General features: G+C 24.5%; 20 protein-coding genes and 1 rRNA gene. 3 read left to right on the top strand and 18 right to left on the bottom strand.

The window, feature by feature from the left end; genetic code table 11:
- The 16 genes from BQ2505_RS04520 to BQ2505_RS04450 form a co-directional block, all read right to left on the bottom strand.
- Positions 1–99: ribosomal RNA gene (locus BQ2505_RS04520) — 16S ribosomal RNA — on the bottom strand; the annotation flags it as partial.
- 196 nt (positions 100–295) lie between these two features.
- Entirely contained in the window at positions 296–2,140 is a 1,845-nt protein-coding gene (locus tag BQ2505_RS04515) for an acyltransferase family protein (RefSeq protein WP_074016579.1), read from the bottom strand.
- 325 nt (positions 2,141–2,465) lie between these two features.
- Positions 2,466–3,461: a UDP-3-O-(3-hydroxymyristoyl)glucosamine N-acyltransferase gene (gene lpxD, locus BQ2505_RS04510; protein ID WP_074016578.1), complete on the bottom strand. Its 996-nt coding sequence runs from the start codon at positions 3,459–3,461 to the stop codon at positions 2,466–2,468.
- Between the two features lie 25 nt (positions 3,462–3,486).
- Entirely contained in the window at positions 3,487–3,963 is a 477-nt protein-coding gene (locus BQ2505_RS04505; protein WP_074016577.1) for an OmpH/Skp family outer membrane protein, read from the bottom strand.
- 35 nt (positions 3,964–3,998) lie between these two features.
- Positions 3,999–6,104, bottom strand: a complete 2,106-nt coding sequence (locus tag BQ2505_RS04500) for a BamA/OMP85 family outer membrane protein (RefSeq protein ID WP_074016576.1) — start codon at positions 6,102–6,104, stop codon at positions 3,999–4,001.
- A gap of 97 nt (positions 6,105–6,201) precedes the next feature.
- The gene (locus tag BQ2505_RS04495) at positions 6,202–10,746 is read right to left on the bottom strand and encodes a translocation/assembly module TamB domain-containing protein (protein ID WP_074016575.1); all 4,545 of its coding nucleotides are present in this window, start codon (positions 10,744–10,746) and stop codon (positions 6,202–6,204) included.
- 29 nt (positions 10,747–10,775) lie between these two features.
- Positions 10,776–11,261 (bottom strand): energy-coupling factor transporter transmembrane component T family protein, encoded by a 486-nt coding sequence (locus BQ2505_RS04490; RefSeq protein WP_074016590.1) that lies wholly within the window; start codon positions 11,259–11,261, stop codon positions 10,776–10,778.
- Positions 11,245–12,516 (bottom strand): serine--tRNA ligase, encoded by a 1,272-nt coding sequence (serS, locus tag BQ2505_RS04485; protein ID WP_074016574.1) that lies wholly within the window; start codon positions 12,514–12,516, stop codon positions 11,245–11,247. Before serS ends, BQ2505_RS04490 begins: the two co-directional genes overlap by 17 nt.
- 101 nt (positions 12,517–12,617) lie before the next feature.
- Positions 12,618–12,947, bottom strand: a complete 330-nt coding sequence (locus BQ2505_RS04480; RefSeq protein WP_074016573.1) for a DUF4298 domain-containing protein — start codon at positions 12,945–12,947, stop codon at positions 12,618–12,620.
- A 444-nt stretch (positions 12,948–13,391) separates the two neighbouring features.
- Positions 13,392–14,618, bottom strand: a complete 1,227-nt coding sequence (locus tag BQ2505_RS04475; RefSeq protein WP_074016572.1) for a toxin-antitoxin system YwqK family antitoxin — start codon at positions 14,616–14,618, stop codon at positions 13,392–13,394.
- A gap of 197 nt (positions 14,619–14,815) precedes the next feature.
- Positions 14,816–14,974: a hypothetical protein gene (locus BQ2505_RS08765; RefSeq protein WP_161939402.1), complete on the bottom strand. Its 159-nt coding sequence runs from the start codon at positions 14,972–14,974 to the stop codon at positions 14,816–14,818.
- 162 nt (positions 14,975–15,136) lie between these two features.
- Positions 15,137–15,403 carry a Txe/YoeB family addiction module toxin gene (locus BQ2505_RS04470; RefSeq protein ID WP_074016571.1) on the bottom strand — a complete coding sequence of 89 codons (267 nt, stop codon included), beginning with the start codon at positions 15,401–15,403 and terminating at the stop codon, positions 15,137–15,139.
- On the bottom strand, positions 15,403–15,669 hold the full coding sequence (locus BQ2505_RS04465) for a type II toxin-antitoxin system RelB/DinJ family antitoxin (protein ID WP_008797018.1): 267 nt from the start codon (positions 15,667–15,669) through the stop codon (positions 15,403–15,405). Before BQ2505_RS04465 ends, BQ2505_RS04470 begins: the two co-directional genes overlap by 1 nt.
- A gap of 424 nt (positions 15,670–16,093) precedes the next feature.
- Positions 16,094–16,774, bottom strand: a complete 681-nt coding sequence (locus BQ2505_RS08935) for a hypothetical protein (RefSeq protein ID WP_235817371.1) — start codon at positions 16,772–16,774, stop codon at positions 16,094–16,096.
- 71 nt (positions 16,775–16,845) lie between these two features.
- Positions 16,846–17,784: a toxin-antitoxin system YwqK family antitoxin gene (locus BQ2505_RS04455; RefSeq protein WP_074016570.1), complete on the bottom strand. Its 939-nt coding sequence runs from the start codon at positions 17,782–17,784 to the stop codon at positions 16,846–16,848.
- 248 nt (positions 17,785–18,032) lie between these two features.
- The gene (locus tag BQ2505_RS04450) at positions 18,033–18,479 is read right to left on the bottom strand and encodes a hypothetical protein (protein WP_074016569.1); all 447 of its coding nucleotides are present in this window, start codon (positions 18,477–18,479) and stop codon (positions 18,033–18,035) included.
- Positions 18,480–19,305: 826 nt separating this feature from the next.
- On the opposite strand from BQ2505_RS04450, the gene BQ2505_RS08930 reads away from it, so the two are divergent.
- Entirely contained in the window at positions 19,306–19,455 is a 150-nt protein-coding gene (locus tag BQ2505_RS08930) for a hypothetical protein (protein WP_235817370.1), read from the top strand.
- A 308-nt stretch (positions 19,456–19,763) separates the two neighbouring features.
- Here the strand turns inward: BQ2505_RS08930 and BQ2505_RS08925 are convergent, their stop codons facing one another.
- Positions 19,764–20,009, bottom strand: coding sequence for a hypothetical protein (locus tag BQ2505_RS08925; RefSeq protein WP_235817369.1), 246 nt, complete (start codon positions 20,007–20,009; stop codon positions 19,764–19,766).
- 162 nt (positions 20,010–20,171) lie between these two features.
- Here BQ2505_RS08925 and BQ2505_RS04440 point away from each other — a divergent pair, with 162 nt between their 5' ends.
- Positions 20,172–21,458 carry an ISL3 family transposase gene (locus tag BQ2505_RS04440; protein WP_083232296.1) on the top strand — a complete coding sequence of 429 codons (1,287 nt, stop codon included), beginning with the start codon at positions 20,172–20,174 and terminating at the stop codon, positions 21,456–21,458.
- An 88-nt stretch (positions 21,459–21,546) separates the two neighbouring features.
- On the opposite strand, the gene BQ2505_RS04435 is transcribed toward BQ2505_RS04440, so the two are convergent.
- Complete coding sequence (locus BQ2505_RS04435) at positions 21,547–22,086, bottom strand: DUF4238 domain-containing protein (protein WP_143403553.1); 540 nt, start codon at positions 22,084–22,086, stop codon at positions 21,547–21,549.
- A gap of 187 nt (positions 22,087–22,273) precedes the next feature.
- Here BQ2505_RS04435 and BQ2505_RS04430 point away from each other — a divergent pair, with 187 nt between their 5' ends.
- Entirely contained in the window at positions 22,274–23,704 is a 1,431-nt protein-coding gene (locus tag BQ2505_RS04430) for a KAP family P-loop NTPase fold protein (RefSeq protein WP_074016568.1), read from the top strand.
- Positions 23,705–23,741 lie beyond the last annotated feature (37 nt).

Here is a 23,741-nt window from a genome sequence, read left to right as displayed (position 1 = left end):
ACTCACCCGTCCGCCACCCAAACCGAAGTTCAAGTAGACTTGCATGTGTTAAGCATTCTGTCAGCGTTCATCCTGAGCCAGGATCAAACTCTTCGTTCAATCTTTTTTAAAGCTCATTTGCTTTTTTGTTTACACCAAATTTATGGTTGCTTTTTGTCTTTTCTCTATTCTGTTGTTAATGTCCTTTGTCATATCGACATCGGTTATGATATCATCTTTCAAAAACTTTGTCAACTACTTTTTTTCTTTTTTTTGTTTATTTTTTTTGTTCTAGTTTAAATATTTTTTTATTTCTTTATTTTTCAATACTTTTTAAGATAAATTCTGCATATTTTTTTGCACCTTCAGGCTTAGGATGAGTTGCATCTTTAAAAAATAATTCTTTATCTCCTTTTGCATACTTATGCCAATCTATTATATGAACATTCTTATATTCAGCAGTCCATTCTTCTAAATTTTTATTTATACCTTTTTCCCAAGGTTTAGGTACAACAGTATTCATAAAATATATCTCTCTATCTCCTAGTATTTCCATCGACTCATCAAAAGATTTTTTGTTAATGACTCCGTTTGTCCCTAGATGAACTACAACTTTCTTTCTTAATTTTTTCTCATTATTTAAAATTTTTAAAATATTAGGTAATTCAACAAACTGTCTAGAAACTTTTGCATCTACATAAGAATTTTCAAATACAGCCTTTATATAAGGCTCTCCCATTTTCATAACAGAATCTCCAATAAAAACATAATCTTTTCCATCTATAGAGTTTACAGACCCAACACTAGGGATCTCTTTTCCTTCTTTTCCTTCTTTTACTTCTTTTACTTTTTTATCATTCCCTGTATTAGTTATTTTTAATGCACTTTCTTGTATATCATTTTTATATTTTTTCTTTTCTACAATCAATTTTTCATTATTTTTCTGTGAAATTAAACCATTTAATAGTCTTACCTCTAAGTAATCTATACCATTTTCTGCTTCTTTGTGCTTTGAAAGTCTGGCATCTATTTCTTCCACTTTATTTTTAACTTCCTCTGAATTTGTCTCTTCGCTAAGAGGTAAAAATATTAAAATTAATGCATAGCCTACTATAAATATTCTTCTCAAAATCTTTGCCACCTTTCTTTCAGCTATCAATAATTTATAGCTTATTTCTGATAATATTATTAAAATAATTATTTGGATTACTACCGTATAACCATAGCTTATATCTGACCATTTAAAAAACTCTAATGAAAATATCATTATTGGATATTGCCATAAGTAATAAATATAGCTATGTTCCCCTAATTTTTCAAAAATTCTAAAAAATTTAAGATTAAAATTTAAAAAATTTACTTTTAAACTTCCTACTGTTATAACTCCACTTAATACACTCACTAAATACAAAAGACCATAATAGTTAGCTTTTGCAGAATAATCAACAATTAATATGGATACTATAATTCCTATTAGAGAAATATATGAATATATATTAAATCTCTTTTTATTAAGATTAATATTTTTAAATAAAAAATAAAAGCTAGCTCCTACAAATACCGAAAATATTCTTGTGTCTGTCCCATAATAAATAGCACTCAAATCATAACCAATCATTGTTTTATAAAACATAATAGACGCTGAAACCAAAGAAAAAACTAACAAAATAAATCCTACTAATTTTTCATTAATTTTTTGATTTTTAAAAAAATATATAAGAAATGGATAGAATAAATAAAATTGTATTTCTATTGATAAACTCCAAGTATGCAATAACGGAAAAATATCTCCACTTCTTTCAAAGTATGACATGCCACTAATTATTTGATAAATATTACTTAACCCGAACAAACTTGTTAACGAATTGTAAACCAACTTCAAACTTAAAAATTTATAAAAATAATAAAACACTAAACAAGAAGTTAATAAGACAGTAATTAGTGGTGGAATTATCTTTACATATCTTCTTTTTATAAATTGAAAATAGCTTTCTTCTCTTTCCCATAAAACTTCACTTATTAAATATCCACTAACTACAAAAAAAGTAACTACTCCCATATAAGTCCCTTTATACTCATACAAGTGATATATTATAACTGAAATTAAAGAAAATGCTTTTATTAAATATATTCCTATATTTTTATTTTTGATCCCACTCATCTCATTTTACTCTCCACTTTTTGTTTTTTATCTTATCGAGTTAATATTATATAATATCTTATCAAATTTTAAAAATTTTTTTTAAAATTATATAGATTTTTTTATATATTTAAATTATACTTCCCTATACAATAAATAAAGTCTCTTGGAACCAATATGGGCGTCAGAGACTATTTTTTGCTATTTTATTTTATACTTTTCTATAGAAAAATTAAAAACTGTACCTCCAATATTATATTTAAAATTTTAGGTACAGTTTATATAAATCTTTTTTTCTTTAATTTTATATTAATTTTTTTTGAAATCAGATACAAAAAATATTTTTTTATTTACTTTCTAATGCTTTTACTCTTTTTAAAAGTTCAGGTAACTTTTTCATTGCAATTCTTATCTTTAAATCTTCCCTATGATCTACTAAAGGATGTCCAGATAAAATTTGGTTTCCTTCAACATTTCCATGAACTCCAGATTTAGCCCCTATCATAGTATTATCCCCTATTTCAATGTGCCCTGCTATTCCGACTTGTCCTGCAAGAGTAACATTATTTCCTATCGTTGTACTTCCTGCTATTCCGACTTGTGAAATAATCAAACAATTTTCTCCTATAATATCATTATGAGCAATTTGAACTAAATTGTCAATTTTAGTATATTTTTTTACGATAGTATCCCCTATAGCTCCCCTGTCTATTGTAGTATTTGCACCTATTTCAACTTCATCTTCTATAATAACAGTTCCAATTTGATCAATTTTAGTATTTTTCCCATTTACTTTTACATATCCAAAACCATCAGAACCAATTACTGCCCCAGGTTGAATAATGCAATTTTTACCTATTTCAACAAATTCCCTAATTGTAACATTGGGATAAATAACTGTTCCATCTCCTATTTTAGCACCTTGACAAATACTAACATTTGGATATATTGTAACATTTTTACCTATTTCAACATCGTGCCCTATATATACATTAGTAGCTATATTAGTATTTTCTCCTATTTTACTACTATCTTCTATCATTTTTTCAACTTTTTTTATAGGTCTTTGAAAAAAATGTAAAAGTTTAGGCATAATAGTTCTTGGATTATCTTTTACTACTATGTAAGATTTCCCAATATTCAATGGTAAATCTATATCAGGTACTATAATTACTTTTGCCTTAGTTTTATCCAATGATTTCAAAAATTTTTCATCTCCAGCAAAAGTTATACTCTTCTCATCTGAATGAAAAAAAGGAGAAAGTTTAGAAACCTCCTCTAAAATTTCTCCTTTATATTCTCCATTAAGAAGAGTTACTATATCTGCTATTTTATATGTCATAACTCTTCTCCTTTACTTGTTTTAACTATTTTTTAGAAGCTTCCATTTCTTTTAAAACTTGAGCTGTTATATCTTCTCCACCAAATTTTACAGCATCTGCTTCAAATACGAAATCATATTTACCTGCAGCAACAACTTTTTTTACAGCTGCATTGTAAACTGTTTCTATTTGTTGTAATTTTGCAAATTGTGCTTTATTTAATTTTTCTTGTGAAGAATTTATAAAGTTTTCATAATCTTGAACTTTCTTTTCAAATGCTTTTTTTTCAGCATCTGTTAATTTATCTCCTTTTGATTGTAAAGCTACTTGTTCTTTTTGTAAAGCAACTTCTCTTTGTCTAGCTTCATTTTCAGCTCTTTTAGCTTCACTTTCTAAACTTTGTTGTGCTTTTTTAGTTTCAGAAAATTGAGATACAACTTTTTGAGTATCTACAACTCCTATTTTTTCAGCAAAAGCTGAAGTTGCTAATAAAACACTTGCCACTAATAATAATTTTTTCATTACTTTATACCTCCAAAAATTTATTAATATATTTGTTAGAATGCTTGTCCCATATTGAAGTAAAACTTCATTCCTTCATCATCCATTTTCTTTCCAACTGGCCAACCAAAGTCAAATCTTAATGGTCCAATAGGAGTATTAAGTCTTACCCCAACACCAGCTGTTGTTCCTATATTTTGTCCAAATTTTGTATTATCTCTTGTATAACTTGGATCTCTCCCATTTTGTTTCCAAGCTCTTCCTGCGTCAGCAAAGAAAACTATTCCTAAAATATCATTTATTTGAGTTCTATTTTCTATTGTTGCTACAACTTTTTGAGTTCCCCTAAAGAAACCTCCATCATAACCTCTAAGTGAATTTCCTCCACCTACCCAGAATTTTTGACTTTCTTTAGTACTATCAGACATTATTCCTGCAACAGCTTTATATGCAAAAGTATTTTTCTTGAATAAGCCTTTATGGTATTTTCTTAATTCTAAAGTAGCATTTCCAAATGTTCCTGATCTATAACCACCTGCATATCCTCCTTCTATTTGAAATTTTACATATTCTCCCGAAGTTGGATTTAAATAATTATTTCTTGTATCATAACTAATATATGGGTAAATACTCCATACATAGTACTTATCATCTACACCTTCTATTTCGTGCCAGCCACTTGGTTGAGTTGGATCTTTATAATACCATTTATCATTGGCTGGATTTTTTTGAAATTTCCCAGCTGCATGTTTTTCTCTTATATATTCTGCTTTAGTTCCTATACTTAATCTAACATTTCTTGAAAGTCCTTTTCCAATATTAGCTTTAAATCCCAAAGTATCTATATTATAGAACAAATCACTCGTACTATCTCCATAAGATGTTTTATAAGCTCCCCATCCCCAAGAAACTCTATCTGTATTTCTAATCCATGGATCAAAAAAGTCTATTGAAAATCCTGTATAATCTTTATTAGATTTTTCAAAACTTATTCCGAATTCTTGATTCTTTCCTTTCCAGTTACTATCTTTTAAAGATAAAGTCCCCATAAGCCCTGTTTCAGAACCATAAGCAACTCCCCCTTGTAATTCGGCTGTTCTATCCTCATCAATTAGTAATATTAAATCTAAACCTTCAGGATCCCCTGGAATTGATCTTGCTTCATATTTAACATTTTTAAATATACCTAATCTCATTAAATTATCAACTGTTCTATCGTATTCTTTAACATCAAATATTTTCCCGGGTTGAATTTCTATTTCTCTATCTATAACATAATCTTTTGTTTTTAGTACATCGTCAGTAGGAGTTCTTCTATTACCTTTTTGTTTAGTAATCATCTTTTTAACTTCTATTTTTCTGACAATTCCTTCAGTTATAGCTATATTAAGGTTTCCATTCTCATCAGTAGAAATATCACCTATATTTACTAAAGTATATCCTTGAGCTTGATATAGTTCTAATATTTTATCTCTATCAGCTTTTAAATTATTATAATTTTGAACTTCTCCAACTTTTGTAGATAATGCCGATAATATTGATTGTGTTGATATAGAACGATTTCCTGTAACAACTATATTTTTTACTATAGGGTTTTCAGTAACATCAAACACTAAGTCCATATTTCCATTGTTAACTTTTACATCAGGCTTAACAGTTGCAAAATATCCACTTGCTAATAATTTTCTTTGTGCTTCTTCTACTCTACTTCTTGAGAAGTGTTCTCCAGGTTTCAATTGAGTAACACTAGCTAATTCTGAAGAAGAAATTTTTGTGTTCCCTACAAATTTTACACTCGAAAGAGTTATAGATTTATCTGTATCTTCTCTTTCAGTATTTGCAGCTATTCCTTTTTCTCTAAGTAAAGCATCTACATTTTCATTCTCTAGTACATCTACAATAAGCTTTACTCCTCCATCATAAGATTCTGGTTGCAAAACAACGTCTTTAAAATAACCAGTTGCTTTTAATTCATTAAAGTCTCTTAATACTTTATCTGTAGAAAAAGTATCTCCTTCTTTTAAATTTAATTTTTCTTTTATTAAATCCGCAGAAACCTTTTGGTTGTTAATAACTTCAATGCTTTTAATTGGCAAATTAACCATATTTGAAAATGCATTTAAATTAATTACAATCAGCAACGCAATCAGTGCTTTTTTCATATAAAAGTCCTCCATTTTTATTTTAATTTATTATTAATACTGTTTCAATTTCTTTTAATATATTAACATATCTCTTAAAATTTTAAAAGCCAAAATATTAAAACGAGAATATTTCAGAAAAACTTTTATATCTTTTTCTTATTTTATAGCCCACGTGATAGTTATTTTTTCTATAATTTTTATTCTCATCAGTCCTATATTTATCTTGAATTGTTCCTACTCCTACTTCAACACTTTTACTCTCATCTATTTTATATTCCAATCCAACATCATATTCTCTCATTTTACTTTGAACAGTCATAGTTTGATTTACAACATCTCTTCCTGTTCCTAATACCTTAGCTTTAGCATACCAGAATAATTTATTTTTGTAAATATTATCTTTTGCTTCCAAATTTAGAGCTATACTATATATTTGCTTATTTTGCCCTCTATTGTTTTGAGTATTATCTTTATCTACTTCTTTGCTACTATTTTCTGAATTCCTATCTGTATTATATACAGTTACTTCAGGTTTAATGACTAGTCTAGTTAAATCTAATTTTCTTTTTGTATATTTTCTTGCCGATCCTACAACAGTTTCGACCAATTGACCTGCCACTAAGTTTTTCATAAAATTTAAAAAGACTTCATTACCTGTTCCATAAATATATATCCCCCCATCTGAATTAGGATGTGTTATCAATCCATTTAAATCTCCACCTGTTTTCCCATATTTAGATTTAAGGCTATATCTAAGTTTTTTTAATAGGCCATACACTTCTAAAGTATACTCATCATCGTCCATTTCAACACTTGTTTCAAAAAATATGTTCGGATTTATATCTGGTATTTTTGAATTTTCATTAAATGTAATCAAAGCACGATTTATCTTAAATTCATTGGTATTGACAAACATATATCCATCTTTTAATTCTGTTTCTCCATCAATAAAATATCTTCCATCTCTTCCTTTTAGAGCTAAATCAATATCTAAATTTCCATAAATTTCTGGAACTACTAAATTAAAATTATCCATATCTATAACAAAAGGTTTTTCTGTTTGAATAGAAAGATCAATAGGCATAAGCATATCTAATGTCTTTTGAATATCTTTTTTATCTTTATTGTTTTTAGACTCTTTTTTCTCAATTTTAGTTGTAGCTACTTCATTTTTTTTCTTTTTTCTTTTTTCTAATTGAGATTTTATTATACTAAAAGCACTTTTATAGTCATTCGGGATATCGTATAAAATTCCATTCTTTAAAACAATATTTCCTTTTAATCCTTTATTGCTTATAAGCATATTTTCTACATTTACATTTACCTTTGCAACTTTCGGATATTCATACTTAAAATCCTTTAAAGATAATATAAATTTATACGGTAAATCTTTTAATATCCTATTTTTATCAATTTTTGATACATTCTTTAAATCTGCTTCCCCTTTTATTTCCAAAGGAGCTCCATTTATTTTTGACGAAATTCCATCTAAAGTTAAATTTTCATTTTTTATATTTATTTCCCCTTTTGTTCCTTTTACATCTATATAATATTTTGGTACAGACAGAGAAATATTATCTAAGGCTACCCTAATATTCCTATTTTTTTCATCTATATGAGCATTTAAAATTACATTTCCATCTAATTTTGTTAAATTATACTTTTCTAGTAAAGGTTTTAATTTTTTTATCTCTATTTTATCTTCGGAGTTTATATTTGCAAAATATTTCTTATTTTCTATATCATACTCAGCTAAACCTTTTATAACATTTCCATATAAAGCAACTCTCATATCATTTATTTTAGCTTTTTTAATATCTCCATTAATTTTTAAAGATAAGTCTCTTAAAGGAATATCTTTTAATTTAATCTCATTAGAATTTAATAATAAGCTATAATTAGGATTTTTTAAATTTCCCTTTGCTTTCAAATCAATATCTAAAATTCCTACTAAATCTTGATTTATTATATTCGCTATTTTTTCTAAATTAATTTTATTGTTTCTGTTTCTGATATCTAAGGTCTTATTTTTTAAGTCTACTCGACCAATCAAAGTCAAAATTTCTCCTAAGTTTCTATCACTTAGACTTATATTCTCAAGATTTACAATACCATCTGAATAATTACTAGCTTTATAGCTCATCTTATAAATAATATCTGGGTATTTATTTTTTGAAAAATCGTTTAAAATTCCACCAGATAATTCAGCATTTAAATTCCCTGCAACTCCATTAACTTTTAAATTCCCTTGCAAAGCATAACCTAAATCTTTTCCACCTGTAAGCTCACTTAACTTCTTTTCATTTAAAGAAGCATTAAGATTTAGTTTTTTATCTTTGATTAGATAATTTCCTTTTATAGAACTATTATTAATATTTATTCCCTTTATTCCAACATTTCCATTTTCAAGCTCTACTTTCCCTGTAACTTTTAGCTTAGCCTTATTTGGTAAAGTTACTATTGTTGTTCCTAAATCGGTATAAGCCTTAGGATTATCAATTTTACCATTAATTTTTACTCTAAAATTTTCCAACAAAAAGCCTACTTTATCAAGATTTATATCTTTGTTACTTAATCTATCTATATTAGCTTCAGCTGAAATATCTTTTTCCTTTATATTATACTTTCCCTTAAATAATATTTGTTTATTTTTAAAATTCTTTATAATTAATTCTTTATTTAGAAATTCTACATCTAATTTAAAGTCTTTAAAAGTGTAATTCTTATAACCGATATTTTTTATTTCTCCTAAAAATTTTGCTTTCAAATCATCTTTATTTTTGTTAAACTCATAGTTCCCTTTTATTTCATTTATTTTTCCAATATACTCAAGACTTAAATTATCAATTTTACCTAAACTTTCAAGATTCGTTTTTTCCCCTGTAATTTTTCCATTTCCAGTAAAATTTAATTTAATATCCTTATCATCTATTTTTTTCTGAATAAATGCATTTTCTGCAATATAGTCGAAATTAAATGTCTTTTTATCAAGATTAGCTTCACCTTTTATAACAAGATTCTTCTTTTTGTCATCTTTATCAGCCATTCTTAATTCTTTAACTTCAACTTTATTGTTTTCAGCATCGAAATCTAAATAATTAACCAAATTATATATTTCAAAAGGAATTTTCCCTTTTCCATCAGTTATTTTCTTTTCTTTTACAGAATAATTTATTAAAAATTCGTTTCCAAAAACTTTTAATTTCTTATCATTTTTTAAGTAATCTGCAGAAAAATCAACTATATTTGAATCGACTATAGCTTTTATATTATCTTTTTTATTCTCAATCGTAGATTTTAAATTAATATTCGGCAACAAAGAATTTTTATCTAAAGAATTAAGTTGAACTAATAATTCTGTTTTTTCTTTTTCATTTTTTGCTTTTATACTTATTTTTTCATCTATATTTTTTATTTTAGTTAATATATTTACATCAAGTTTTCCTAACCCATCTTTTAAACTAGCATTAACTTTGAAATCATCAAGCTCCAAGATACTATACTTAGATTCATTTGCCTTTAAACTGGTATCAACAGTAAGACCTTTTTCATCTGAATAATGTATAATTGTTTTTATATCCTCAATATTAATATTTTTAAAATCCAAATTCTTTTTTCTTAACGGAATAAAGCTGTTTAGTATTTTTTCATCTACTCTATCAAAAACTATTATTGAATTTAATTCCTTATTTTTATATACAGCTTTAAATTCCTTATCAGTATTAAAAATATTTAACTTCAATACAACTTCCCCATCTTTACCTAGAAAAACGGATTTTAAAGATATATTTTTTACTTCAGTATCCAAATTATCGTATTTAAAATTAGGCATATCTAAAGAAAAAGTCCCATTAATTGTTGTTCCATCTAATTTTTTATCTGATAAAATAGATAAATCCGATTTTATATTGATATCTGAAAAGTGTAGCTCAGGCTTATTAACTAAACTTTGCAACAAATCTTTATCTAATAAGAATTTCTCTATATTTAATTTTAAATCTATTGGTTTTTCTTTGTTTCTATACTCTGTGTTTAGCTTTATATTATCTGAATTTACTAAAATCTTAGCATCTATCCCATCTACTTTATTTGATATAATGTGAGCTGAAATATTATTTATCTCTCTATTTAACTTTGGAGATAATTTTTCATCAGTATAATTTATTTTTATATTTTCTATATTTATTTTATTTATTGGTAAAGATTTCGGTTTATATTCTTTATTTTTTTCTTCCTTTTTCTTTTTTTCTTTTTTATCTTCTTCTTTTTTCTCTTTTTTCTTATCTTCAATTAGCTTTTGAAAATTTAATTTTCCTTCTTTGTCTCTAACAACATAAATATCCCCAGAATTTACTTTTATTTCATCTATTTTAAGGTGTAATAAACTACTGCCTGTATTCTTAATTTCAACTTTTGGAAAATATGCCAACACATTATTTTTATCATCATATAGCTTTATATTTTCAATTTTAGTATTAGTTAAAGATAAATCTACATTTTCTATTTTTATTCTTCCATTTATATATTTTGTACTTATTTTTTCTACAATATTTTCTATTCTCATTAAAGTTGTAGAAATAGCTAGCGTAGTAGCTAGAGTTATTCCAAGAGGTATTGAAATTTTTTTAGGTATTTTTTTTAATATAGTAAATATCTTCATAGAATACATCCTTTCTAACTATTTTTAATCTAGCTCTTACTTTTTTCTATTCTACCAATCTCTTTCAAAATATATCTACAAAAACTTTTGACTTTCATTTTCTTTTTAAATAAAACAAAAACATCTGGAACTAACTCAATAACTGTATCTATTATTTTCTGATATTTACTCAATTTCCCAGTAAAAAGCTTTAATTCATTAATTAACCAAGAAATAAAAAGTAAGTTTATAATTCTTATAAAACTTATAGCAAAATTTATAAGCCCTTCTTGAGTTAGATAAAAGTCAAAAATTTTATACAGAACTTTTCCTTGTTGTCCATAATATAATTGAATTAAAAAAGTTGACAAATAAAAAAATAATAACACTTTTATTTGCCTCAAATGTTTTTTTAAATTTTTATTAAATATAATATTAAATAAAACAGTTATAACAAATATACTTAAAAGTATAATTAAATTGCTGGTAAAAATATTTACCAGCAATAATAAAAGCAAACTACTTTTTAACAACATCTAGTCCACCCATATATGGAACCAACGCTTTTGGTATTAAGAAAGACCCGTCTTCTTGTTGGTAATTTTCCATTATAGCAACCAATGTTCTTCCAACTGCAAGTCCTGAACCATTTAATGTATGGCAAAATTCACTTCTGTTATCTCCTGCAACTCTATACTTTAATCCCATTCTTCTTGCTTGGAAATCTTCACAATTTGAACAAGAAGAAATTTCTCTATATTTATTTTGAGATGGTAACCATACTTCCAAATCATAAGTTTTTGCTGCACTAAATCCTATATCTCCAGAACATAATTGAATTACACGATAAGGTAACTCTAATTTTTGTAGTATTGTTTCTGCATTTTTTACCATTTTTTCCAACTCATCATATGAAGTTTCTGCATCTGTTATTTTTACCATTTCGACTTTATTGAATTGATGAACTCTAATAAGACCTTTAACATCTTTTCCATAAGACCCTGCTTCTCTTCTAAAGCAAGGAGAATATGCAGTATAATATTTTGGCAACTCTGCTTGTTCTAAAATTTCTTTTCTATGAATATTAGTCATACTGATTTCAGAAGTTGATATTAAGTACATATCATCTGTTGTTCTATACATATCTTCTTCAAATTTTGGTAATTGTCCTGTCCCTTCACATACTTCGGCTTTAACCATAAAAGGTGTTAAATGTTCTGTATATCCATGTTCTTGAGTATGAGTATCAAGCATGAAACTAATTAAAGCTCTTTCTAATCTTGCAGCAGCTCCTCTATATAATACAAATCTAGAACCACTTAGTTTTGCTCCTCTTTCAAAATCTAGTATTCCTAAATTTTCCCCAATTTCCCAATGTGGTTTTGGCTCAAAATTAAATTTTTTTGGTTCTCCCCATTTTCTTATTTCAACATTATGATCTTCATCTGGTCCTATTGGAGTTGATGAATGATATACATTAGGTATTGTCATTTGAATATTTTTTAATTTATCATCTATTTCAGCAAGTTCAGTATCTAGCTCTTTTATTTTAGCAGAAACTACTCCCATTTTTTCTATTAAATGGTCAGCTGATTTTTTTTCTTTCTTAAGTGTTGCTATTTCAGCAGAAACATTATTTCTTTCTCTTTTTAAGTTTTCAACTTCGGATAATACTTCTCTTCTTTTTGAGTCTAATTCAACAAAAATATCCATATCAATATTACTATTTCTGTTTTTTAGCATTTCCTTTAACATTTCCACATTTTCACGCATAAATTTTAGTTCTAACATAGCTCTTCTCCTTAGGAATTTATTTATACTTATATATACTTATAAATATAACACTTTATGATATTTTATTCAATTAAAAATTAAATATTTTTTATATTTTTTTATCTTTTTAATATTTTAGTTGCTATTTCAAGCATATGAATAGCTAATCTATCATTATCTATCATAGAATCATAAATAGCATCTTCTGTAAGAACAAAACTGCTCTTTATTTCTGGTAACTTATCTTTCTCAATATCATTTTTATCTTTGGACCAATTTTTACTATAGTAGTATTGAACTAAAGATGAGTATTCTTTTTGTTTAGTCTCAAATTTTTCTAATACTTTTTCTACTTCAATTAATAATTTTGAATATTCTGAGTGTATTTTTTCCATTTTATTAATTCTTTCAATTTGTTTTTCTCTTTTATTTTTATTCTCCACTTTCATAAGTAATCATCTCCTTATTTTTATTTTAAATTAAATATTAATAACAGTCAATTCTTTTATTACATTTGAATTTAAGCTAAATTAAATTAAATTTAATGGAAACAAAAATGATTTAAAAAAGTCTCTTGCCAGTCGTATGAGTTCTACGAGCTCAATAAACATAGGCTCTTCGAACTAATACGGACGCCAGAGACTAGTTTTAATTTTTTAATTTTATACTTTCATACAGCTCAAAAAAAGTATAAAAATAAAAACTCTAGTATTTACTAGAGTTCCTATTAAAAATTATTGTTTTATTTTTGAAAGTCTTTTTAGAGGTAGAGATTTGACCTCCTATTTTTTAACAGCAGTAGGATTATACTTTTCATTAATTTTCCCTATTTCAAATACTTGGTTTTCAAACATTATTTTGTTAATTGACATTCTATACTCCTTTTTAATAATTTAATAATAAATTTTACCGTCCTTATAATAATATTGAGCCATTAAATATCCATTCTCATAATATTCTTTAAAGAGTCCTTCTAATTTATCATCTTTATAATTAGCTTCTATTCTTATGTTTCCATTTTCATAGTATACTTTTGAGAGTCCTTCCCTTTTACCATCTTTATAATTCTCTTCCCTTTCTAAATTTCCATTCTCATAGTATACTTTTGAGAGTCCTTCTAATTTATCATCTTTAAAATTACCTTCATTTTCTAAATTTCCATTCTCATAGTATAATTTTGAGAGTCCATTTAATTTATCATCTTTATAATTCTCTTCCCTTTCTAAATTTCCATTCTCATGATATTCTTTAAAGAGTCCTTCCTCTTTATCATCTTTATAATTACCTTCTATTCTTATGTTTCCATTCTCATAGTATACTTTTGAGAGTCCTTCCCTTTTACCATCTTTATAATTCTCTTCCCTTTCTAAATTTCCATTCTCATAGTATACTTTTGAGAGTCCATTTAATTTACCATCTTTAAAATTCTCTTCCCTTTTTAAATTTCCATTCTCATAGTATACTTTTAAGAGTCCATTTAATTTACCATCTTTATAATTACCTTCTATTCTTATGTTTCCATTCTCATAATATTCTTTTGAGAGTCCTTCACTTTTATCATCTTTATAATTCTCTTCCATTTTTAAATTTCCATTCTCATAATATTCTTTTGAGAGTCCTTCACTTTTATCATCTTTATAATTCTCTTCCATTTTTAAATTTCCATTCTTATAATATGCTTTAAAGTGTCCTTCCTTTTTACCATCTTTAAAATTACCTTCCCATTTTAAAGCTCCATTCTCATAATATTCTTTAAAGTGTCCTTCCTTTTTACCATCTTTATAATTACCTTCTATTCTTATGTTTCCATTCTCATAATATTCTTTAGCGAGTCCTTCTCCTTTACCATCTTTATAATTACCTTCACTTTCTAAATCTCCATTTTCATAGTATAATTTTGAGAGTCCTTCTTGTTTACCATCTTTAAAATTACTTTCACTTTCTAAATTTCCATTTTCATAGTATAATTTTATTATTCCAGTAAATGCTTCTGTTTCTCCTTTAACATAAGCTATACCTTCTCTTATTTCCGTATCTGTAATATTTACTTCTCTAAGCTTACCCCAACTAGCAAATAATAAAATAAAAATAATCACGAATAAAACTTTAATCTTTTTCATAAACTCCTCCCCAATTTTTCCTCTATTCAGAATATAAATTATTTTTTCTTATATCCCATTTTTATTAGAAGTTAATTTGATTTCTTTTTCTGATAAAGGATATTTTTCTTTATATTCCTTATATATTTTGAAACTTTCTAAAAATGAGAATAAACTTTTAGTATCTTCTTTGATTACATATCTTTTGTTTAAAAACTTTAATTTATTCTATATTTTATAAAAAATGAAAGTCTTTCTAATTTTGATGCATTATACTCATTCTCAGAACATTTTGTCAACTTTTTTTGATTTAAGTGATTTTTAAATAAAAAAATTGCACCTCCAATCTTGTGTCCAGGATTATGGGTGCAGTACATTATTAGGATTTTTTATTCTTAAAAACCTAATTTACTATCAACAAATTATCAACAAAAAAGTATAAGAATACAAAAAAGCCCTCAACTTTTTTCAAGTTCGGGCTTTTTTGTAGAAATTAAACTATAAAGTATACATTGATACTAATTAGTGTTATTATATTTTTAATTATCATTATAATGCCCTTTACACTGTAAGATAACTATAAAATCATTTTCTAACTTATAAACTAATCTATCTTTATCGTTGATTCTTCTACTATATAGTCCACTAAGATTATTAGTTAGTTTTTCAGGTTTTCCTATTCCATTCAATGCTCCATTTCTTTCAATATCTTTTATTAATTCATTTATCTTCTTTAATGTCTTTTTATCTTGAGTTTGAAAATACAAATATTCTTCCCAAGCCTGAATAGAAAAACTTATTTTCATTATTCCATAGCCTCCAATTCTTCAATAGTCTTCATAATAACTTTACCATCTTTTACTTCATCTATTGAGTTTTGTAAAGCTTTTATATTTTCATTTGAATAGAAAGGGTCTATTGATACACTAAAAGGGATTCTCTTTTCTCTTGTTAATTTCTTAGCAAATATAGTAAATGCAGTTGTTATATTGATACCTAAGTCATTACAAACAATTTCCATTTCTTTTTTCAAATCTTCATCCATTCTAATATTTATTAATTTTATTGACATTTAAAAACCTCCTCTATTATCTTTATATTGTATATATTATATCTTTATATTTGAAAAGTCAAGTTTAAAATAAAAACTCTAAGTTTTCTCAGAGTTTCTATTAAAATTATTATTATATTTTTTTTAGCTTTTTAGAGATAGAGATTTGAGCTCTTACATTACTTTTCATTCTTAATAATATTCTTAAAATAACCGTATTTACACTATATTAGTAATTAAAACATTTCATTATAAAGTAAAATCTCATATAGTTAATGTACGATACCTTTTATAATAGACAATACTTGTCTTTTGACTAAATTAGATTAATTATAAAATTATCTGTACGATAAAGTATTTAAGTTTTTTAGAAAGTTATTTTAACTTGGTCAAAGAATAGCTAAAAAGTCAGTTAAAAGGAAACACCCCTTGATACAATACAATTTTAATAATAATAAGTATCTCTATGTATAGCGTGCATAATCCAATATATTATCAATAATATAAGTATTGAAAAAATAACATTTCTAATCATACTTTCTATCTCTTTAGTAAAATCATCTTCCAGTATAACATTCTTAGAATTAATTAATTTTAATTGCTTACCATCAGTAAAAGTAATTAAAAATGATTCTGGATTTTGAGTGAACCATAACATCATAGAAAGCCACAATGTCCATAATGGTTTAATTCCATCTATTTTTTTAACAGCGGTAGGATTATACTTTTCATTAATCTTTCCTATTTCTAATACTTCATTTTCAAACATTATTTTTTTGATACCTATTTTATTTTGATTATTATCTTGAAAAGTTTTTTCTTCTGAGATACTTACTTTTGAATCTTCATATTCATCATATTTATATTCTTTTGTTTGAAATAGCTCTCCTTTTCTGTATACCATACTCTTTACCAAAAACATTTTATAACTACTATTATTGGTTGAAATTTTTTTGTATTCTAATTTTTTTGTAATCTTTCCATTGCTGTAACTTTCTATAATTTGACTACCTGTATTAGCTTCTTTTTCTATAAAAATTCCACTGAATCCTCCATTTTCTCCTATGCAGTAGATAAGACCATTCATTTCTATTTTATCTTTCATATCTCTTATTTTTATTTTCATTATTTTATCCCCTACTTTTATACATAGTATTAATTTAAATTGACATTCTATACTCCTTTTTAATAATTTAATTAATAAATTATTTTATCGTCCTTCCAATAATGTTCACTTAATAAATTTCCATTTTCATAGTATAATTTTGAGAGTCCATTGAATTTACCATCTTTATAATTAATTTCACTTTCTAAATTTCCATTTTCATAATATGATTTTGAGAGTCCTTCCTCTTTACCATCTTTAAAATTACCTTCACTTTTTAAATTTCCATTCTCATAATATGATTTTCTGAGTCCATTGAATTTACCATCTTTAAAATTACCTTCACTTTCTAAATTTCCATTTTCATAGTATGATTTTGAGAGTCCTTCTAATTTACCATCTTTATAATTCTCTTCAGTTAATAAATTTCCATTTTCATAGTATGATTTTGAGAGTCCTTCATTTTTATCATCTTTAAAATTAATTTCTATTCTTATGTTTCCATTTTCATAATATTCTTTAGAGAGTCCTTCTAATTTACCATCTTTATAATTCTCTTCAGTTAATAAATTTCCATTTTCATAATATGATTTTGAGAGTCCTTCCTCTTTACCATCTTTAAAATTACCTTCCCTTTCTAAATTTCCATTCTCATAATATCCTTTAAAGAGTCCTTCCTTTTTACCATCTTTAAAATTACCTTCAATTTTTAAATTTCCATTTTCATAGTATGATTTTGAGAGTCCTTCTAATTTACCATCTTTAGATAAAATTTCACTTTCTAAATTTCCATTAGGATAGTATCCTTTTACAATACCATTTTCTTTACCATCTTTATAAGGAATATCTTCTTTTAAAGCTCCATTGTCATAATATGATTTTATTATTCCAGTAAATGCTTTTGTTTCTCCTTTAACATAAATTATTCCTTCTCTCTTCTCTATATCTTCATACTTTACTTCTCTAGGCTTACCACAACTAGCAAATAACAGCACAAAAATAAGTATAAATAAAACTTTAATCTTTTTCATAAAATTTCTCTCCCTTTAAATTAAATGATTTTTTATAAATTAATATTTTTTTGTAACCTATTTTTATGTAGCTGATACATTTAGTAATATCTTTAAATAGCTATTTTTTTTCTTTTCTTTTTTTTAATAAAATTTTATATAATTCTGAATATCTTTTGTAGTCAGATTCTGAAATATTAAACTCACTTAATATTTCTAATTTATTTTTCATATCTTTTTCTTTTTTTATGAAATATAAATTTTATTTTTTATTTAGAAATATCTTCTACTATAAATTCTTCTTTATCTCCTAGTTTTAAACATAATACTAATTTTGTTGGGTAATTTATATCTTTAATTTTCCAACCTTGTCCAATTCTACCTCCTCCAAAAAGTTGAAGTTCCCCTTCATCAAAATAAACATTATCTGATGGATATATTGATATAGTTTTCAATTCATTAGGTGCTAAAATTTCATTTAATTGAGGTTTTCCAGCATCAATATATTTTCCTTTTAAAAAGCAACCTGAATCACCTATCTTACTTTTATCCCATACTATTTCTATTGTATCTTTTTCAGATTTATTCTTAATAGTAAGCATTACATTATTAGTCCATGAATAAGTTGAAAATGCAACTATTTCTTTTATATCCTTGCTACAACCAATAAATAATAATGTAAAAATAACCATAAATAAAACTTTAATTTTTTTCATAAACTCCTCCCTAATTTTTCCTCTATTCAGAATATAAATTATTTTTTCTTATATCCCATTTTTATTAGAAGTTAATTTGATTTCTTTTTCTGATAAAGGATATTTTTTATTTATATTCCTTATATAATTTGAAACTTTCTAAAAATGAGAATAAACTTTTAGTATCTTCTTTGATTACATATCTTTTGTTTAAAAACTTTAATTTATTCTATATTTTATAAAAAATGAAAGTCTTTCTAATTTTAACACATTATACCCCCCCCCCCGAACATTTTGTCAACTATTTTTTTGATTTAAGTGATTTTTTCAATAAAAAAACTGCACCTCCAATCTTGTATCCAGGATTATGGGTGCAGTACATTATTAGAATTTTTTATTCTTAAAAACCTAATTTACTATCAACAAATTATCAACAAAAAAAGTATAGGAATACAAAAAAGCCCTCAACTTTTTTCAAGTTCGGGCTTTTTTGTAGAAATTAAACTATAAAGTATATATCAATACTTTTTAGTATTATAAAAATAAAAACCCCAGTAATAACTAGAGTTTCTATTAAAATTATTATTATATTTTTTAAGCTTTTTAAAGATAGAGATTTGCCCCTTTATATTATTGTTCATTCTTTATTAAACAAATTATAAAACAAACTTTTAAATTCTCCATTTTTTATTTGAATAATCTCGATTTCTTCATTAAAAGATAAAATTGAGCTTTTTGAGTTATTAATAATGAGAAAATTTATATATTTTATAAACAAATTTTCTTTTATTTCATCTAGTATAAAAATGTTTGTTTCTAATTTTTTATTATATTTATAAGATGTACAATGCAAGGAGTTAGAGGAAAAAGCAAAAAATTTGAATCAAGTATGCAAACAGGATTATCAGTTGTACAAAATAAAGGTGAAGATATTTTAAAGATTATACAATCACTTTTTAAAATCTTAGGAATTTCTAACCTTATAAATTCTTTGTAACTTTTTACTTTTCTAATTTTTTCAATAATTTTTAAGCTGTTTTTTTGAAGCCTAAAATATTGTATTGCAATATATTTTATCAGTTCATACTTAGTATTTTCATCTATCTGACTTTTTGAAGATATAATATTTATAAAATTACTGACAGTATTTTCATAATCTGCAAGAATATTTTCTAAAAATGTCTTCTCTATTTTTTTACACTTTTTGTACTCTTTTTCTACCAACTCTAATAAAATATCTATAAAATTTGTGGATATTTTATTTAAACCATCATAATTTAAAATTGAAAGCCTACCACAAATTTCTTATTGGAAAGTTGTTAATTTAAATGGAAGTTTTTCATTTTTTAAATTTTCTAATCTATTTTTTAGTTTGTTTATTTCATCTACTATCTCTTTTATTATGGAATTAAAAGAACTAATAGAGTTTTTTAATATATCTAAATTTTCATTTTTTTTAGAAAAAGTTTTATTCAATTTTTCAATTTTTAAATTAAGATTATTAAAAGTATTAGTATAAATATTTAAATAAAGTTTTTTTACTTCTAGCATAGCAGAATTAACTGATTGTTTCCCATATTCATTTAAAAAGGTTGTATACTAAATGGTGTTGATAGAAAAAATTTCTATTAATGCCATTTTTTAATAAAAAAAAAATTGAGACAATGAAATTTTCCTGTTAAAATTAAATCGCTCAAAATAACCATAAAGGAAGTGATTTCATTGTCTCCATCTGATTTTATCAAAAATATCTTAAATATTCAAGATAATAATATTTCTTTTCCAGAAGAAAACTATTTTCAAATTATTAAAAAAAACGATTTCTTTATTAAAGTTTTTAAAGGATTTCTTAAATCTAATCACTGTGCTTGTCCACATTGTAACTCTAAAAATATTGTTAAAAATGGTTCAAGAATTCGTAAAGTTAGGTATATTCCTTACCAGAATTACAATATTGAACTTGAGCTTACTATACAAAGGTATATTTGTAAGGATTGTAAAAAAACTTTTTCACCTTCCACTAATGTTGTTAGTAATAATTCTAGTATATCTAATAATCTTAAATATACTATCGCGCTTGAACTTCAAAAAAATATTTCTCTTACATCTATTGCTAAGAGATATAATATTTCCGTCTCTTCTGTGCAAAGAATTATGGATACCTGCTATTCTAATTTTAAAGTTAATAGAGAACATTTACCAGAAACTATTTGTATTGATGAATTTAAATCTGTTAAAAATATTGATGGCGCTATGTCTTTTGTTTTTGCTGACTTTCAAAGTAAGAGCATTATCGATATAGTGGAAGATAGAAGACTTCCTTCTCTTACAGAATATTTTTCTAGATTTTCTTTAAAATCTAAAAATAATGTGAAATATATTTGTATGGATATGTATGCTCCATATATTAGCTTAGTTAAATCTATCTTTCCTAATGGAGAAATAGTTTTAGATAAATTTCATATTGTTAACCTTATTAACAGAGCATTTAATCAAACTAGAATATATATTATGAACTCTATTCAAGATCCTTCTTTAAAAAGAAAATTAAAGAGATTTTGGAAGTTATTATTAAAATATTACCCTGACCTTTGCGAAATAAAATACTACTGTCAAAGTTTTAAGTACAAATTAAGTAGTAAAGATAAAGTAGATTATATTCTTGATAAAATACCTGAATTAGAAATTAATTTTAATATATATCAAGATATTATCCAAGCAATTAAACATAATAATTTTAAAAAATTTGAAGGAATAGTAGAAAAATATCTTGGAAGTAAAGAAAAAATTTCTGAGAAAATGAGAGTTGCTTTAAAAACTCTTAAAAAATATATGGAATATATTAAAAATATGTTTGAAACTAATATTACTAATGGAGTAATAGAAGGTTTAAATAATAAAATTAAATCAATAAAAAGAACTGCATTTGGATATTCAAAATTTAGCAATTTTAAAAAGCGTATATTAATTCAAGAAGGAATTGTTTCAATTAATGCCTAATTTTTTTATGCAATAATGAATTTTAGTAACAATAAAAAAAGAGAATTTTCAAGTTTTTATTCTCAAAAATTCTCTTAATTATGCTAAGTCATAGTCTAAACTTTTTCATCAACACTATTTGACAAATAGCCTTTAAAAAATCATAAATATTTCCATTATATATAATTTTTATGAAATCTTTAGAACAAAAGTCACTATGAAGATTTATAGCAGTTCCAGGAGAAACATTTTTAAGTTCTTTTCTAAAAAAATTTTCTCGTTCTTCTCTTATTCCAACATTACAGGAGTTAAAAATTTCTTTATATTGAGAATAAGATAAGGATTTAAAATAAGATGTTAACTTATTTTTATAACAATTTACATTTGAATTAAAAGATATTTTTAGTAATTCTAAAATTGTTGAATATTCATCTAAAGTTATATAAATATAATTTTCATAGCATATATTTTCTATAAAATTTTTATCTTCCATTTTTAATTTAGAAAAAGATATAATATTTTCTTTCATTAAAAAATATATTTCAGCCTCTTCTTTTTTATTATTAAAATTAAAAGAAAAATTTCTTAAATACATTTGAGGAATAAAATGCTGATTTTTGGTTAGTTTTGGAGAATAAGCTTTTATCATAATAAACTCCTTTAAATTTATAGTATATAAAATGTAATAATTCTATATTATTATAGGATTAAAATAGATAAAAAATAATATTTTTTATGAATTTATATTTTAAGTTAAATAAAAAGTAGTAAAGATTATTATTGACAGTACTTTAGTTAAAGATATAGAATAAAATATGGGGAGGGAGAATATTATTATGAAAACATTTGAGCGTTTAACAAAAAATAGACAAGATTTTTTAGAAGCATTAGTAAGAGTTGTTAATAAAAGCTTTGAAGAACAAAAAGAATTTAAAGATTGGGGAAATGAGGATATTAGACCAGTGCAAAGAATTTTTATTAATGCTCCATGGGGGATGGGAAAAACTTTATTTGCTGATGCAATAAAAGAGTATCTTTCTGAAAAGTATAAAGAAATAAATACATTATATGTCAATTCTTGGAGAATGGATTTTTATGATGAACCTATGAAAGCACTTATCGCAGAAATGAGTGAAGGTAATATTATAAAACCTGAAAGTACTGAAAAAGCTAAAAAATTTTTAAAAAATTGTGGAAAAATATTTTTTGGTAAAATATTAAAAAATTTTCTATTAAAAAGATTCAATTTAAATGATAAAGATATAGAAGAAATGAAATCTTTTTTTAATGGATTAAATACTTCAGAACTTGAAGATTATAAAAATTATAAAAAATTATTAGAAGAATTTAAAGATACACTTTCAAAGGAAAAAAGCCCTAAAATAATTATTATAGATGAATTAGATAGATGTAGACCTGATTATGCTATCCAATTATTAGAAATAATAAAACATATTTTTGATGTTAAAAATATCATTTTTTTATTTTTAATTAATAGAGAGCAACTTGAAAGTATAGTGTCTACAATTTATATGAATTCTAATTTAAGTAATAAATATTTTGAAAAATTTTATGATGTAGAGTTAAATTTACCAAAAGCCAATTATGAGGAATTAAATGAGCCTGAATTTGAAATAGTTAATTATTTTGAAGAATATAGGGTGGATGGAAATAATTTTTCAGAAAACAGGGATCTAATAATACAAAAAATCTTTTTAGATATAGCATTTGTAATAAATAGATCTTTTTCAAAAATTTCTATAAGAAATATAAAAAAATTATTAAAGAAATTCAATATCTTAAAGAATAGTTTAATTGAGGAAGAAAAAAAACAGTATATTCTAATATTATCACTTATTGAATATTTTTTTAATATCGAATTAGATTTAAAACTACCCAAAGGAAAAATAATAGAAGAATATTTAGAGAAAGTAGATTCTCTTTTAGATATAATTAAAAAAAAAATTATTATTGGAATAAAAAATAATAGTATCATAGGTGAAAAACATGTTGAAAATATTGATATAAATAATATTATGAATGTTCAAAATAACTATCTATATAAAAATATAATTGATGCCAAAATGATGGAAAATAATTATATAGAAAAAATTTCAGAAAAAGACATATCTTTTAATAATTTGAAAATAAGAACTTATAAAATTGAAAAGGATGATAAAAAGAATATTGAAATATTTTTATCAATTAATATTAAAGAAGCAACTATTTCATCATGGCTTGAAAAAAAGTATAACTTTATAGAATGAAATATACTAAATTTTACTAATATTCTAGTTAATAGTG

Origin of the sequence: Fusobacterium massiliense, from assembly GCF_900095705.1 — a bacterium.
In the GTDB taxonomy this organism is placed as follows: domain Bacteria; phylum Fusobacteriota; class Fusobacteriia; order Fusobacteriales; family Fusobacteriaceae; genus Fusobacterium; species Fusobacterium massiliense.
Note: the sequence above shows the minus strand (reverse complement) of the source record. Positions and strands in the feature narration are given on the sequence as shown.